The 14,421-nt window shown below is 62.3% G+C and carries 11 protein-coding genes; 8 read left to right on the plus strand and 3 right to left on the minus strand.

Annotation, left to right across the window (positions count from 1 at the left end; translation table 11 throughout):
• Positions 1–139 precede the first annotated feature (139 nt).
• On the minus strand, positions 140–490 hold the full coding sequence (locus tag IDH44_RS11280; protein WP_190917664.1) for a hypothetical protein: 351 nt from the start codon (positions 488–490) through the stop codon (positions 140–142).
• Positions 491–593: 103 nt separating this feature from the next.
• Positions 594–2,018, minus strand: coding sequence for a SpoVR family protein (locus IDH44_RS11285; protein WP_190917666.1), 1,425 nt, complete (start codon positions 2,016–2,018; stop codon positions 594–596).
• Between the two features lie 260 nt (positions 2,019–2,278).
• Between IDH44_RS11285 and IDH44_RS11290 the strand changes: the two genes are divergently transcribed.
• From IDH44_RS11290 to IDH44_RS11310, 5 genes are all read left to right on the plus strand, one after another.
• Complete coding sequence (locus IDH44_RS11290) at positions 2,279–3,964, plus strand: response regulator (protein WP_190917668.1); 1,686 nt, start codon at positions 2,279–2,281, stop codon at positions 3,962–3,964.
• Between the two features lie 12 nt (positions 3,965–3,976).
• The gene (locus IDH44_RS11295) at positions 3,977–5,755 is read left to right on the plus strand and encodes a cache domain-containing sensor histidine kinase (RefSeq protein ID WP_190917670.1); all 1,779 of its coding nucleotides are present in this window, start codon (positions 3,977–3,979) and stop codon (positions 5,753–5,755) included.
• 135 nt (positions 5,756–5,890) lie between these two features.
• Positions 5,891–6,817: an ABC transporter permease gene (locus IDH44_RS11300; protein ID WP_190917719.1), complete on the plus strand. Its 927-nt coding sequence runs from the start codon at positions 5,891–5,893 to the stop codon at positions 6,815–6,817.
• A complete protein-coding gene (locus tag IDH44_RS11305) occupies positions 6,811–7,671 on the plus strand; it encodes a carbohydrate ABC transporter permease (protein ID WP_190917672.1) in 861 nt (286 codons plus the stop codon). The genes IDH44_RS11300 and IDH44_RS11305 overlap by 7 nt, the downstream gene beginning before the upstream one ends.
• 36 nt (positions 7,672–7,707) lie before the next feature.
• Positions 7,708–9,270, plus strand: coding sequence for an extracellular solute-binding protein (locus IDH44_RS11310; RefSeq protein WP_190917674.1), 1,563 nt, complete (start codon positions 7,708–7,710; stop codon positions 9,268–9,270).
• Between the two features lie 561 nt (positions 9,271–9,831).
• Here IDH44_RS11310 and yhbH read toward each other — a convergent pair.
• Positions 9,832–10,986, minus strand: coding sequence for a sporulation protein YhbH (gene yhbH / locus IDH44_RS11315; RefSeq protein ID WP_190917676.1), 1,155 nt, complete (start codon positions 10,984–10,986; stop codon positions 9,832–9,834).
• Between the two features lie 418 nt (positions 10,987–11,404).
• Here yhbH and IDH44_RS11320 point away from each other — a divergent pair, with 418 nt between their 5' ends.
• The 3 genes from IDH44_RS11320 to IDH44_RS11330 all read left to right on the plus strand — a co-directional run.
• A complete protein-coding gene (locus tag IDH44_RS11320; protein WP_190917678.1) occupies positions 11,405–12,199 on the plus strand; it encodes a sporulation protein in 795 nt (264 codons plus the stop codon).
• Entirely contained in the window at positions 12,196–13,362 is a 1,167-nt protein-coding gene (locus IDH44_RS11325) for an exonuclease SbcCD subunit D (RefSeq protein WP_190917680.1), read from the plus strand. The genes IDH44_RS11320 and IDH44_RS11325 overlap by 4 nt, the downstream gene beginning before the upstream one ends.
• Positions 13,359–14,421, plus strand: a 1,063-nt coding sequence (locus tag IDH44_RS11330; RefSeq protein WP_190917682.1) for an AAA family ATPase, incomplete at its 3' end; no start/stop codon positions are given. The genes IDH44_RS11325 and IDH44_RS11330, both read left to right, overlap by 4 nt.

Consider the following 14,421-nt stretch of genomic DNA (forward strand, 5'->3'; position numbering starts at 1 on the left):
CGGATGGAGGGAGTCGCTTGTCGACCGATCGTGCACAGCAATAACACCCCCGCCGCAAATGCGACGGGGGTGCTTGGTACATTCGAATCGTGCGACTCAGTCACGCTAATCTTGAAGCGATTATGTCGCCTCGTCCGAGTTACAGAATGCTGGTATTGGCATGCAGCACCTGCTCATGCTTCAGTTCTTCGATCGCTTCTCGGGCGCGTTCTTTGTCCTTCGGACGGACCTGGAGCTTGATCAGCTCGTTGCCCATCCCGGCCGATGCTACGTCCATCGAGCCGCCGGCCGCGATGCCGGAGGTGGCGCCGGTCGCTTCCGACTTCAATCGGGACGGGATGTCCTTCGATTGAAGGTAGGCGTATTTATCTTGAATGTCATCCGATTGATTTCCTCGTGCAGTTTCCAATGTTGTCCATTTGCTTTTCGTTGCGGCCACCACGATGGCAATAACGACGAGTGCGCCCAATACAATAAGGATCGTTTCCATTTGAAATCACCTCTGTATCCGGGGGGTCGCCCCTGTGTTACCTATTTTTAAACCGCTTTTCGGGGCGCGAATCTGAAGAATTTCTCATCCTTTTTCACCATTTTCAAAGAAATTTGCGGCTCGTTTTTTTGCCGTCGCAGCTGAAGACGAGCTTCTTGTCCTCGACAACGGTCTCGAGATGGACATTTTTGCCCCATAGCCGAACGACATAGGGCAGGGTGCGCTCGACGTACTTGAGATCGAGCTCCACCCCCTCGTAGGCATGCGTGAGGTACAGCTCGCCGCTGCGGTTAAAATCTCCGTCCTGCACGAACAAAGCGGGAAAACCGCCGTTGACCCGGGAGTAGACGAGCTGGTCGCGGATATGCTCCCATGTTTTGTCGGTAATCTTCCATTCCGGTCCTTTTTTCTCGAAGATGTAGAGGTCGAGATCCTCGACGAGCTTTTTGGTCAAATAATTGCGCAGGAACGACTGATCGGAGTCGGTTTCCCGCACCTCGAATATTTTTTCGCGGCCCCGTCCGGGCTCGCGTCCGAAGCGGGCGCGCTCCTCCTCGGTCGGATCGTCCCAGCGCCGCTCGATATCCTCGAACAGCTTGAGTCCGAGATAGTACGGATTCAGGCTGTTTTTGGACGGCTGCACGACCGAGGCGTTGAGATGGGCGAACTCGATCGTCTCGTCGCTGGACAGGTCCAGCTCGCGGATGATGCGCTGATGCCAGTAGGAGGCCCAGCCCTCGTTCATGATTTTGGTTTCGATCTGCGGCCAAAAGTACAACATTTCCTCGCGCAGCATCGACAGGATGTCGCGCTGCCAATCCTCCAGGGAAGGCGAATACTCCTCGATGAACCAGATCAGATCCTTCTCCGGCTGCTCGGGAAAGCGCTTCGGCTCCTCGCGCTTTTCCGCCTCCGCTTCTTTCCGTTCGCGCAGCTCGGGATCGAGCTGCCACAGCTCCTCGTAGGGGGCAGGCCCCGCGTGGCGGGGCGGCTTGGCCTCCGGCTCGGCCTGCTGCCGCTTGCGCTTGAACAGCCCCGGGTCGATATGCTCCTGAATCGCGAGCACAGCGTCGATGAACTGCTCGACCTTGTCCGTGCCATGATCCATCTCATATTGGGAAATGCGTTCCGCGGTGGCGGACATGCTCTCGACCATGTTGCGGTTGGAGCGGCCGAAGCGAGCATTGTTTTTGAAAAAATCGCAATGCGCCAGCACATGGGCGACGATCAGCTTGTTCTGAATGAGCGAATTGCCGTCGAGCAGAAAGGCGTAGCACGGGTTGGAATTGATGACCAGCTCATAGATTTTGCTGAGACCGAAGTCGTACTGCATCTTCATCTTGTTGAACGTCTTGCCGAAGCTCCAATGACTGAAGCGGGTCGGCATACCGTAGGCGCCGAACGTATAAATGATATCCGAAGGGCAAATTTCGTAGCGCATCGGGTAAAAGTCCAGTCCAAAACCGGCGGCGATCTCGGTAATTTCGTCGATCGCCCGCTCCAACTGGCGAATGTCGTCCTGCTTCACGCGCAAGGCCTCCCTTTTGGCGGTGGTATCGTTTCCTACTATATGTATGGACGGCCGGGGGGGATTATGCGGAGGGACCTGGAATGGCCGGCGGCGCGGCGGGTTACAGCAGGAACAAAATAACAAACACTTTTGTGGAATTGCTGCATAGCCGCGGTGACAGGAGAGGTGATATAATGAATGTTTAAGTAAACGCTTTCAAACTCTTGCGTATGATCTGTCAGTTACTCGTATAAAATCCATCGGGGAGTGAAACCGAAATGAAGCCGATGAACGCCGGAAATCGAGATGCACGACCAGCGGAGCACCTGTCAGCGAACACGAGTCTAAGGAGGAGCAGCGCTGACCACCACTCGGAATCCCGCCTGCTGAAGGTGCTCGTCGTCGACGACGAGCTGCCGATCCGGCAGGAGCTGCGGGCCTTCCCGTGGCAAGCGCATGACGCGGTGCTCGTAGGCGAGGCCGACAACGGCGCGCAGGCGCTGGAGCTGATCGGCAGCCTGCAGCCGGACGTGGTCGTCACCGATATTACAATGCCGGTCATGGACGGCATCGCGCTGCTGAAGGCGCTGCGGCGCTCGCATCCGCACATCCAGGTCGTGCTGCTCACCTGTCATAGCGACTTCCACTACGCGCAGGAGGCGATCCGGCTCGGCGCGCTGGCCTATATGCTCAAGGTCTCGGTCGAGGACGAGGAGCTCGCCGAAGCGCTGCGCAAGTCCCGCGCCGCGCTCGCCAAGGAGCTCAGCTACGAGGGACGCGAGCGCTCGGAGCGGCGCACGCGTCATGCGCGTCAGCTCTTCCGCTTGCTGGAGGGCGGCGGCGCGCCGCAGCTTGATCCGCCGGGCGTGCCGCCGTACCGGCTGGCGCGTGTGCTCGTGAACGACGCCTGCTGCGAGCATCATGCGGTGCAGGAGGAGATCAAGGCGGCGCTGGATGTGCTGGAAGCCCAGACGCCGAGCTGGTTGACGTGGATCGCGCTGCGCGGCCGCGAATATCTCGTCCTGTTCGAGGATGCGGCCGCCCCGGACCGGATGCTCCGCGCCCTGCACGAGACATCGGCCCGGCTCGATGCGCTGCTGGCGCCGCATCGCCCGGCAGCGGCCGATCCGGCCGTGTGCGCAGTTGCCGGCGAGTCGTTCGCCGAGCTCGGACAGTTGCAGCAGGCGCTGCGCGATACCTCCTTGTGGAAGGAGGCTTTTTTTTACGATTATCAGCCGCAGCGGCGCGTCTATGCCGGACGTCCGATTCCGCTCGCCGAGCTGGACGAGGCGGCCCGGACCGAGCTGGACACGCTGCTGCGCAGGTCCGGGCGCGATGCGCAGACGCTCACGGCGTGCTGGACCGGTGAACTGCGCACCTGGTGCCTGAAGCGCCGCCCCGCGCCCCAGCCGCTCAAGCAGCGGCTGCTGCACTGGCTGCTGGCCTGGATGAGCCGCCAGGGCCGCGACCGCGACGAATACGCGGACAGTGGTTTCAACCGTGTGCCCGGGCTGTCCGATCCGCCGACACAGGGTGCGCCCGATGCTGTCCCGGCGCTGGACGCGCTCGCACTGAGCGAGGCCTCGACGCTGGAGGCGCTCGTCCAGACGCTCACGCGGCTGACGGCCCGGCCCGCCGCCCAAGCCGAACGCCTGCGCATCGAGGTGCGCGAGGCGCAGCGCTGGATGCGCGAGCATCTGCGCCAGCCGCTGTCGCTGGCAGTCGTGGCCGGGCAGGTCGGGCTGAGCCCGCATTACCTGAGCCGGCTGTTCAAGGAGGAGACCGGCGAGTCGGTCAATCAATACGTGACGCGGCTGCGCATGGAGCGGGCGATCGAGCTGCTGACGACGACATCGATGAAGGTGTACGAGATCGCCGAGGCGGTCGGCATTCCGAGCTACCGCTATTTCACTGTGACGTTCCGCAACTGGACGGGCATGGCGCCCACCGAATACAAGCGATAGGAGGGAGCGCGAATGCTCCGCAACTGGTACGGCCGGCTCGGCCTGGCGACCAAGCAATTCATCTTCTTGTTCAGTGTGACGCTCGTCTTCTTCCTCGTGCTGGCCTGGACCAATCTGAGCGAAGCCGAGCGGCTCTTCAAGGAGCAGGTGACCGCTGATACGGAGTTGCTGCTCGCCCGCACCAACCAATACATCGACGCCAGTCTGGATAATATCGAGAACATCGTACTGCTGCTGGCCTCGCGCAGCGAGCTGCTGGACGCCTCCCGCGAGGAGGAGGCGATCGGCGTGCTGAATCACTATGCCAGCTACAACAATTCGATGGCCCGCACGCTGTATCTGATCCGCGCCGACGGCAAGGTGTACGCGAACAATCAGGTCGTCTACGAGATCGTCGGCAATCCGCATCTGCAGCGGCTCTACGACGAAGCGGAGGACAACTACGGCGCGCTCAACGTCAGCGAGCCCTACGACTCGCCGATCTCCGGTCATACGCTGGCCTACACGATGCCGATCACGGGCCGGGACAAGCAGGTGCTCGGCGTCGTCGTCGCCGAGCTCGATCTGGAGCGGCTGACGACGCGGATCGCGCCGATGATCTACCAGTCGTTCGTGCTGCTCAGCAGCGAGGGTCGCGTCATCAACCGGCTCGTGCCCGGCGACGATCTGCTGCCGTACCAGCCGCGGGTCTACCCGCCCGAGCTGGAGACGTCCTTCGCCGAGCGGCTGTCCGGGCTCAAGCTCGGCGTCAGCTCGCTCGACAGCGGCGAGCGGCCGCTCCTGATCGTCAAGTCGAACAAAAACCGGCTCGGCTGGTCGCTCATCGCCTTCATCGAGGAGGCCCGCCTCTACCGCAATCTGGAGACGCTGTACAGCAATTACCGTACCGCCTCGACGGCCTGGATCGGCATCCTGCTCGTCAGCGCCTACCTGATCAGTCGTTCGTTCACGCGCCCGATCCGGCGGCTCGTGGACAAGATGGACCGGGTGCACGACGTGCAGGTCATCCCGCGGCTCTCGGTGACGCGCGGGGACGAGATCGGGCGGCTGGCCCGCAGCTACAACGCGATGCTCGAGCGGATCCAGCAGCTGCTGGTGGAGACGAGGCGGGCGGAGGCGCGCAAGAAGGAATACGAGCTCAAGATGCTGCGCAGCCAGATCGCGCCGCACTTCCTGTACAACACGCTGGCCTGTATCAGCAGTCTGGCGAAGCAGCGCAAGATCGAGGAGGTGCGGGAGACGATCCGCTCGCTCGTCGGCCTGTTGTCGCTCAGCTTCGACAAGCATGGCGAATACGTCTCGCTGGCCGAGGAGCTGGAGGGCATCGCGATGTACATGCACATCCAGCAGGTGCGGTACGGCCCGCAGTATACGTATACGCTGGACGTCGAGGAGGCGCTGCTGCCGCTGCCGGTGCTCAAGCTGTCGCTGCAGCCGCTCGTCGAGAATGCCCTGCTGCACGGCATCGTGCCGCAGGGCGGGGGCTGCATTCAGATCCGGGGCAGGCTGGAGCGGGGCATGGTGCGCATCTACGTCCGCGACGACGGCTGCGGCATGCCGCGCCGGCAGGCGGCAGCCATGCTCGGCACGGGCGAGGAGGCCGAGGCCAAGCAGCGCTTCACCGGCATCGGCCTGGCCAACGTGCACGAGCGCATTCGCATTCATTACGGTTCTGCCTACGGCCTGCGGATCGGGAGTCGGCCGGGGGTCGGGACGAGCATCCGGCTGCAATTTCCGGTGCTGCCCGCAGCCGATCCAGGGGCGGGATCGCCGAAATTGGAACAGAATTGAAGCTTTTGTGCATATCCGCCGCGGCGCGGCGCGCCTTATACTGGGGGCAACCGTTTGAAAACGGATTCAACAGTTGAAAGGAGGCGCTGCGGCATGCAGCAGTACGACACGGCCGGCGCCCGGACTAGCCGGCGGATGACGGCGGCGGAGATATGGCAGCACTGTCTGCGGCTGCTGGTCAAGTACCGGGCCTTTTACATCATGCTGCTGCCGGGATTGCTTTATTTCGCCGTCTTCCGCTACTACCCGATGTACGGCGCGATCATTGCATTCAAGGATTTTCAGATTTTGGAGGGGATCACGAGCAGCCCGTGGGCTTCGCCCTGGTATGCGCATTTCGAGACGTTCTACAGCTCGCCGTACTTCGGTCAGCTCCTCACCAACACGCTGCTGATCAGTCTCTACAAGCTGGTGTGGGGCACGCTGCCGCCGATCGCCCTGGCGCTGCTGCTCAACGAGTGCCGGGTGCGCTGGCTGCGCTCGTTCGTGCAGACGCTGACGTACATGCCGCACTTCCTGTCCTGGGTCATCATCTTCGGCATCCTGCTGGCGCTGTTCTCGCAGAACGGCGGCTGGATCAACCGCTGGATCGTGGAAGCCGGCGGCGAGTCGGTGCCGTTCCTGACGTCGACCGAATATTTCCGCAGCATGCTGGTCGGCTCCGAGGTGTGGCAGAATCTCGGCTGGGGCGCGATCATCTACCTCGCCGCGATCGCCGGCATCGATCCGACGCTGTACGAGGCGGCGCGGGTGGACGGCGCGAGCCGGCTGCGCAACATCTGGCACATTACGCTGCCGGGCATCCGCGGCGTCATCATTTTGCTGTTCGTGCTCAAGCTCGGCCACATGCTCGACGCCGGGTTCGACCAGATCTACATTCTGTACAACGTGCAGGTGTACCCCGTGGCGGACATTCTCGATACGTGGGTATACCGGACCGGTCTGCAGCAGCTGAACTTCAGCCTCGCCTCGGCGGTCGGCCTGTTCAAGTCGGTGATCGGACTCGTGCTCGTGCTGGGGGCCAACAAGATCGCCAGCCGATGGGGGGAAGGCATATGGTAAAAAGCTTCGAGGACCGCGTCTTCAACGGATTCGTCTATGTCATCCTCGGTCTGTGCGGCCTGGCGGCGGTGCTGCCGATCCTGTATGTGCTCTCGGTGTCGGTGACGCCGTTCGGCGAGGTGCTGCGCAACGGCGGCTTCATCCTGATCCCGCGGGAGATCACCTTCTCGGCGTACAAGACGCTGCTGACGGAGTCGAATCTGCCGGGCGCGTTCCGGGTGACGCTGTTCATCACGGTGGTCGGCACGGCGGTCAATCTCGTGCTGACCGCGCTGATGGCCTATCCGCTCAGCCGCAAGGGCTTGCCCGGACGGTCCTTCTTCCTGATGCTCGTCGTATTCACGCTGCTGTTCAACGGCGGCCTGATCCCGACCTATCTGACGGTCAAGTCGGTCGGTCTGATCGACACGGTGTGGGCGATGATTCTGCCCAACGCCATCTGGAGCTTCAATCTGCTCATCATGAAGAGCTTTTTCGAGGGCTTGCCGGAGGAGCTGTTCGAGTCGGCGCGCATCGACGGCGCCAAGGAATTCCGCATCCTGCTGACGATCGTGGCGCCCTTGTCGCTGCCGTCGCTGCTGACGGTCGGGCTGTTCTATCTGGTCGGCCACTGGAACGAGTTTTTTCAGGCGATTTTCTATGTGACGGATCGGACGCTGTTCCCGCTGCAGGTCATCGTGCGGGAGTTGCTCATGCAGAGCCAGCAGCCGCTGGAGAATGCGGAGAACATTATGCCGACGCAGACGATGCAGATGGCCTCGGTCATGATCGCCTCGCTGCCGGTCATTATCATCTATCCATTCATTCAGAAGCACTTCACCAAGGGCATGCTGCTGGGCTCGATCAAGGGATAGCCCATGGATTAGACACATATTGGGAGGGGTAAACGAATGAAAACAAATTGGAAGCCGCTTGCGGCGCTGGCGCTGACGGCGGCGATGCTGGCAGGCTGCGCGAGCGGCAACGGCGGCGGAGACGGCGCAGGTACGAACGGAGCGGGTACGGGCGGCAATACCGGCGCGAACGGCGGCGGAGCGAACAAGGAGCAGAACGGAGGCGAGCGCAGCACCGTGACACTCGAGGTGATCGAGCCGGGCAACAACCTGCCGGCGCCGGATCGCGACATCATCAAGCAGGAGCTGGACAAGGCGCTCGATCTCAATCTGAATCTGACGGTCTACCCGTCCGGCGACGATTACATGAATCAGCTCAACGTGCGGATGGCCTCGGGCAACTTCCCCGATCTGTTCAGCGTCAGTCGCGAGCAGCTGCTGCAGTTCGCGGCGCAGGGGCTGCTGCTCGACCTGACGGATTATATGGACGATCTGGACCAGGTGAAGTCGTTCATCGGCGAGGAGAGTCTGAAGAAGGGGATGGTGGACGGCAAGGTCTACGCGGTATCCAAGTCGCCGCAGGTGCCGTACAACACGTACTGGATCCGCCAGGACTGGCTCGACGCGCTCGGCCTGGAGCTGCCGCAGACGATCGAGGAGCTGCAGGAGGTCGCGGTGGCGTTCACCGAGCAGGATCCCGACGGCAACGGCAAGAAGGACACGTTCGGCCTGACGGGCGGCAAGTTCAGCGCCTTCGCGCCGGTGTTCGGCGCCTTCGGCGTCGGCATGCCGGGCAACTTCTATGTCAAGGACGGCGAGGTCGTCAATGCCTTGTACGATCCGGCGATGCGAGATGCGCTCGCCTTCATCCAGGGCTTCATCGACACCGGCGCCGTCGATCCGGAGCTGCTGGCCAACAGCGGCTTGCAGCACCAGGAGAAGGCAATCAAGGGACAGGCGGGCATCATCTGGATCGACTGGCCGAATATGACCAAGGATCAGTTCGTAGAGCAGATCGAGACGGTCAATCCGGACGCCGAGTGGGTCCAGCTGGAGGCGCCGGAGGGACCGGCCGGCCGCTTCGACGGCAGCTATGACATCGGCAGCACGCCGGGTCGCTACGCGATCCCGAAGGCGCTGGAGAAGGAACCGGAGAAGCTGCAGCGCGTCTTCGAGCTGCTGAACTATATCTCCGATCCGGACGGCGGCTCCAAGGTGGTGCAGTTCGGCGTGGAGGGCACGCACTACGAGGTGCAAGACGGCGAGATCGTCACGCTGGACGCGATGGCGGACGTGGCGCACTCGTGGCTGTACCAGTTCACCGGCCGACCGGAGATGGAGTACCTGAAGGCCAAGTTCCCCAAGCAGGCGGCGTATATGGAATACGCCGCAGAGCAGCCGCGCATCGAGGCGCTGAACGGCTTCGTCGATTTCCCGGCGGGCTATACCGCGACCGACGCCGATCGCTACATCGAGGAGGAGCTGGCCAAGTTCATCTACGGCCGCAATGCGCTCGACAACTACGACCAGTTCCTGCAGACGCTGGAGACGGCGATGAACTACAAGACGTTCACCGACTCGGCGTTAGAACAGCTTGCTGCACTCGGGTACGGTGGATAGACGGCGCGTGAAGTTCCCATATTCCAGTTAGAGTCAAGATCACGCAGCTTGGTTAATTTAATCCCGAATGGAAGAACGTTGGATTTTACAGTACTTCCGGGTTCGATCAGCTATTCCTCAGCGGGGTATGCGCCTGGAGTTAATAATCCCAGTTCAACCATCCTGACAACGCTGGATTCCGGTCTTAGTGTAGCTATTACTGCGGGTACGTTACTGGCCATAGTTGGGGGTTGGTCGGATTTGTCCGGAACTTCATCATTGCGGCAATATATTTATATGAGTGGATCTTTAGTATTCAGTTCGCAGTAACTCCGCATGCTCGGCCCGAATTGGGCAAGAAAAACTTGATGAAGCCGGGTGTCGACGCTCACGCATTATGACGGGGATAGAATCATCGTCAATGACTTATGATTTTTGAGCGCCAGGCATGACAAAGGCCATCACATCCTAACATCAAATTCTTCGGAATTATCACGTCGCAAGCAGCAAAAGAACCGGCGCCAGGCGCCGGTTCTTTTGCTGTTGCCGGTTCAGGCGAGCTAAAAAACAGCTGCCTTTGTGCTAGCCCGTGACCGCTTCACGCCGGTGAAAAAACGACTTGAGCGCATCGTACACCTCGGTCTTCTCGCGGATCACGTAATGCAGGAAGTGCGGCAGCTTGATATGCTTGTAGGCCGACATGAGCGTGCTGGAGCGATTGTACTGGTTGACCTCGCCGTAGCCGAACAGGTTGGCCCGCTTCAGGAGCTCGCCGATCAGGCGCACGCATTTCTCATTGTCGGAGGTCAGATTGTCGCCGTCGGAGAAGTGGAAGGGGTAGATGTTGTACTGCGACGGCGGATAGCGCGAGTCGATGATGTCGAGCGCCTTGAGGTAAGCGGACGAGCAGATCGTGCCGCCGCTCTCGCCGCGCGTGAAGAACTCCTCCTCGGTCACTTCCTTGGCCTCGGTGTGATGGGCGATGAAGACGATCTCCACCTTCTCGTACTGCTTGCGCAAAAAGCGCGTCATCCAGAAAAAAAAGCTGCGCGCCACGTATTTCTCGAAGCTGCCCATCGAGCCGGACGTGTCCATCATGGCCAGAATCACGGCATTGGAGTGCGGCTTGATGACCTCCTCCCAGGTCTTGTAGCGCAGATCGTCGGGCGAGATGCCGTGGATGCCGGGCGCGCCGGAGGTGGCGTTGCGGCGCAGATTTTCGAGAATGGTACGCTTTTTGTCGATGTTGGACATGATGCCTTTTTTGCGGATATCGTTGAAGCGGACCTCGCGCGTCTCGAGCTGATCCTTCTCCTTGGGCTGCAGGAAGGGCAGCTCTAGCTCCTCGAACAGCATCGCCTCCAGCTCGGCGAGGCTGATCTCCGCTTCGATGATATCGTCGCCCGGGCGGTCGCCGGCGCCTTCGCCCTTGCCGCCCTTCTTGGCCGGAGCGGGGTCGACGCCGAGCACGTCGCCGACCTGGCTGTCGCCGTCGCCCTGGCCGACGTGCTTGTTTTTGTTGTGATTATAGACGAACTTGTATTCGTCCAGACTGCGGATCGGCACCTTGATGATCTGCTTGCCGTCGGACATGATGATGTTTTCCTCGGAGATGAGATCCGGGAGATTTTGCTTGATCGCTTCCCGGACCTTCTTTTGATGGCGCGCCTGGTCCTGGTGGCCTTTGCGATGCAGCGACCAATCCTCGCGGGAGACGATGTACGAGCGATTATCCAATAGTATGAGCACCCCCTGATCCGGCTTTGGGAATATCGGCGGGCTGCGCACGAGCAGCCCGGAACGAAACCGCGCCCGGCCGCAACAGACAGCCAGGCCGATTCGCCGTGTAATACTCATTGTATGCGCGCGGAAAGTAGATATGTGCCGATTCGGGACAGATCCAGTACAGATCCAGGACAAGATCAAATACAGATCAAGCACAGATAAATAACGGTCAACGCCAGGCATTCTCCCGATTCTTCAGGTCTGCTATGCAAAAGCTGCATAATCTGGAAATCCGCATTATGCGTCTAATCTGTATGATGAAGCGCCGCACGGGCATGGCCCCGTCTGCGCTGCGAGCGGACAAATGGAGCGCGGCCCGCCGATTTGATATAATAGAGAAGAAAGATGGAGTGAGGGAGGACGCCAAGCGATGTCAATCTTCAAACGAATGATGGCCAGCGTCGGCATCGGCTCGGCCACGGTCGACACGATGCTGGGGACCGACACGTGCATGCCGGGGCACGAGGTGCGCGGCTCTGTGCAGATCCGGGGCGGCGGTGCCCGGCAGCAGATCGAGCGCATCTCGATCAAGGTCATGACCGAATACATACGCAATCCGAAAGATCCCAAAACGACGCAGCAATGCGTACTGGACAGCTTCACGATCGGCGAGGCGCTGACGATCGAAGCGGGCGCCACGCAGTTGATTCCGTTCACCTTCGCGCTGCCGCTGACAACGCCGCTGACGATCGGCCACCAGCGAGTCTGGCTGGCTACGGATCTGGATATCGAGCGGGCGCTGGACCCGACCGACCAGGACAGCATTCAGGTGCAGCCCAGTCCGGCGCTCCAGACGATGATCGATGCGATTCATTCGCTTCAATTCGGCTTCAAGCATTACGCCTGCGTGCGCAACAAGCACGCCAAGGACGAGGTGCCGTTTCTCCAGCAAATCGCCTTCTACCCCGGCGGAGCGTTTCAAAGCCGCATGAAGGAGCTGGGCTTGTTTCTATTGCCGGAGCCGCGCGGCATCGGCCTGCTGGTGGCTGCCGGCGGGGTAGACGAGGACCCGTCGGACTGGCTGAACACGGCGCTGACGGTCGAAGGGCGGCCGTATCGCATGTTCTGTTCGTTCGAGGAGCTGCGGGGCGGGCCTGAGGCCGTGGCGGAGCGGCTGCAGGCGACCATTCTCGAGCAGTTGCGCGAGGGAGGGACAGACACGTGAAATTTTTTCATACGGCTGACTGGCACTTGGGCAAGCTCGTGCAGGGCGTGTCGATGACGGAGGATCAGGATTACGTGCTGGAGCAGCTGCTCCGCGACATCGAACGCGAGCGGCCGGACGCGGTTATTATCGCCGGCGACCTGTACGACCGGGCCATCCCGCCTACGGACGCGGTCGAGCTGCTGGACCGGGTGCTGGGACGGATCGTGCTCGATCTGGAGACGCCGGTGCTGGCGATCTCGGGCAATCACGACAGTCCCGACCGTCTCGGCTTCGCGACTCGCATCATGGAGGGCCGGGGGCTGCATCTGGCGGGCCAGCTCCAGGCGCAGCCCCGCACGGTCGAGCTGCGCGATGCGCACGGACCGGTACATATTCATCTGGTGCCCTACGCCGATCCGGCGATGGTGCGCTTCACATACGGCGACGACCGCATCCGTACCCACGACGACGCGATGGCGGCGATTGTCGCACGCATTGCCGCGTCCATGGATGCGTCCGCCCGGCATGTGCTGGTCGGCCACGCCTTCGTGACGCCGGGCGGCGAGCCGCAGGCCAATACGAGCGAATCGGAGCGCCCGCTCGCGATCGGCGGCGCGGAGTATGTGCGCGACGCGCATTTTCGAGCGTTCCACTATACGGCGCTCGGTCATCTGCATCAGGCGCATTACGTCGGCAGCGAGACGATCCGCTACGCCGGCTCGCCGCTCAAGTATTCGATCTCCGAGGAGCGGCATCACAAGGGCTACACGCTCGTCGAGCTGGACGGCGATGGCGCCGTGCGTCTGGACAAGCGGGCCTTCGCACCGCGGCGCGAGCTCCGCTCGGTACAGACGACGGCGGCGGAGCTGGAGGCGGGAGCGGACGGCTCGGAGGACTATGTCTTCGTGACGCTGCTGGACGAGGATCCGGTGCTGTTCCCGATGGAGAAGGTGCGGGCCCGTTATCCCAACGCGCTCCACGTCCAGCGCCGTTCGCCGTCCGCCTCTCCCGCGGAGGAAGGCGGGGAGCAAGGGCTGTCGCGGGCGGAGCGCGATCCGGGGGAGCTGTTCGCCTCCTTTTACCGCGAGGTGAAGGGCGCGCCGCTTGACGCGGCCAAGGCTGAGCTGTTCGCGTCGGTCTATGCCGAGGCGCTGCGGGCCGAGGGAGGGGACGGACGATGAGGCCGATTCGCCTGACGATGACCGCCTTCGGCCCATACCGCGACGCCGAGACGATCGATTTTGCCGAGCTCCAGGAGCAGCGGCTGTTTGTCATTTCCGGCCGTACCGGAGCCGGCAAAACGAGCGTGTTCGACGCGATCTGCTACGCGCTGTACGGCACGGCCAGCGGCGAGGACCGCGCCGACGCGCGCATGCTGCGGAGCCATTTCGCGGACGAGGCGCAGCACACGTCGGTCGAGCTGCACTTCGCCGTGGGCACTCGCGAGTACCGGGTGTTCCGCCAGCTGCCGCATCGCAAAAGCGGCAATAAAAGCGAAACCGGCGGCAAGGCCGAGCTGTATAGCCGAACGGGGGAAGAGGAGGAGCCCGCGCTCGATCGCTTCACGGTCGGCGACGTCAATGCCGCGCTGGAGCGCATCCTCGGACTGACCCGCGAGCAATTCAGCCAGATCGTGATGCTGCCGCAGGGCGAATTCCGCAAGCTGCTCACCTCCGATACGGAGAACAAGGAGGATATCCTGCGCCGCATCTTCCGCACCTCGCTGCTGCGCAAGGTGGAGGAGCGCTTCCACGAGCGCAGCAAGGCGCTGCGCGAGCAGCTCAAGGAGGCCCACACGAAGCTCGACATCTATGCCCGTCAGGCCGCGGATACGCTGCCGCAGCGCGAGCATAGCCGGCTCGGCGCGGTGCTGGGTCAGGAGCACCGCAGCGCGGCTCAGCTGCTCGAGGGGCTGCATGCGGAGGCGGCGCATTATGCGGCGCGCGCAGGCGAGCTGAAGGCGCGGCACGGCGCGGAGCAGGAGCAGGCGCGCGAGTTGGAGCGCCTGCTGCGCGACGCGACCGCGCTCGTCGCGCGCTTCGACGAGCTGGCGCGCACGCGCGCGGAGCAGGAGGCGCTGGAGCGGCAGGCACCGGCGATCGATCAGCTGCGCGGCGAGCTCGAGCGCTCGTCGCGTGCGGCGGGGCTCGAGCCCTACGAGGAGCAGGCGCAGCAGGCCGAGCGGCTCGCCGCGAGCCGGCGCGCAGCCCGCGCCGAAGCGGCGCAGGCGCATGAGCGCG

Origin of the sequence: Paenibacillus sabuli, assembly GCF_014705605.1 — a bacterium.
GTDB lineage: Bacteria > Bacillota > Bacilli > Paenibacillales > Paenibacillaceae > Paenibacillus_D > Paenibacillus_D sabuli.

Excerpts from the sequence above, each read along its gene's own strand:
- IDH44_RS11280 (WP_190917664.1), bottom strand. The coding sequence starts at position 490 with ATGGAAACGATCCTTATTGTATTGGGCGCACTCGTCGTTATTGCCATC.
- IDH44_RS11290 (WP_190917668.1), top strand. The coding sequence starts at position 2,279 with ATGAAGCCGATGAACGCCGGAAATCGAGATGCACGACCAGCGGAGCAC.
- IDH44_RS11295 (WP_190917670.1), top strand. The coding sequence starts at position 3,977 with ATGCTCCGCAACTGGTACGGCCGGCTCGGCCTGGCGACCAAGCAATTC.
- IDH44_RS11300 (WP_190917719.1), top strand. The coding sequence starts at position 5,891 with ATGACGGCGGCGGAGATATGGCAGCACTGTCTGCGGCTGCTGGTCAAG.
- IDH44_RS11305 (WP_190917672.1), top strand. The coding sequence starts at position 6,811 with ATGGTAAAAAGCTTCGAGGACCGCGTCTTCAACGGATTCGTCTATGTC.
- IDH44_RS11310 (WP_190917674.1), top strand. The coding sequence starts at position 7,708 with ATGAAAACAAATTGGAAGCCGCTTGCGGCGCTGGCGCTGACGGCGGCG.
- IDH44_RS11320 (WP_190917678.1), top strand. The coding sequence starts at position 11,405 with ATGTCAATCTTCAAACGAATGATGGCCAGCGTCGGCATCGGCTCGGCC.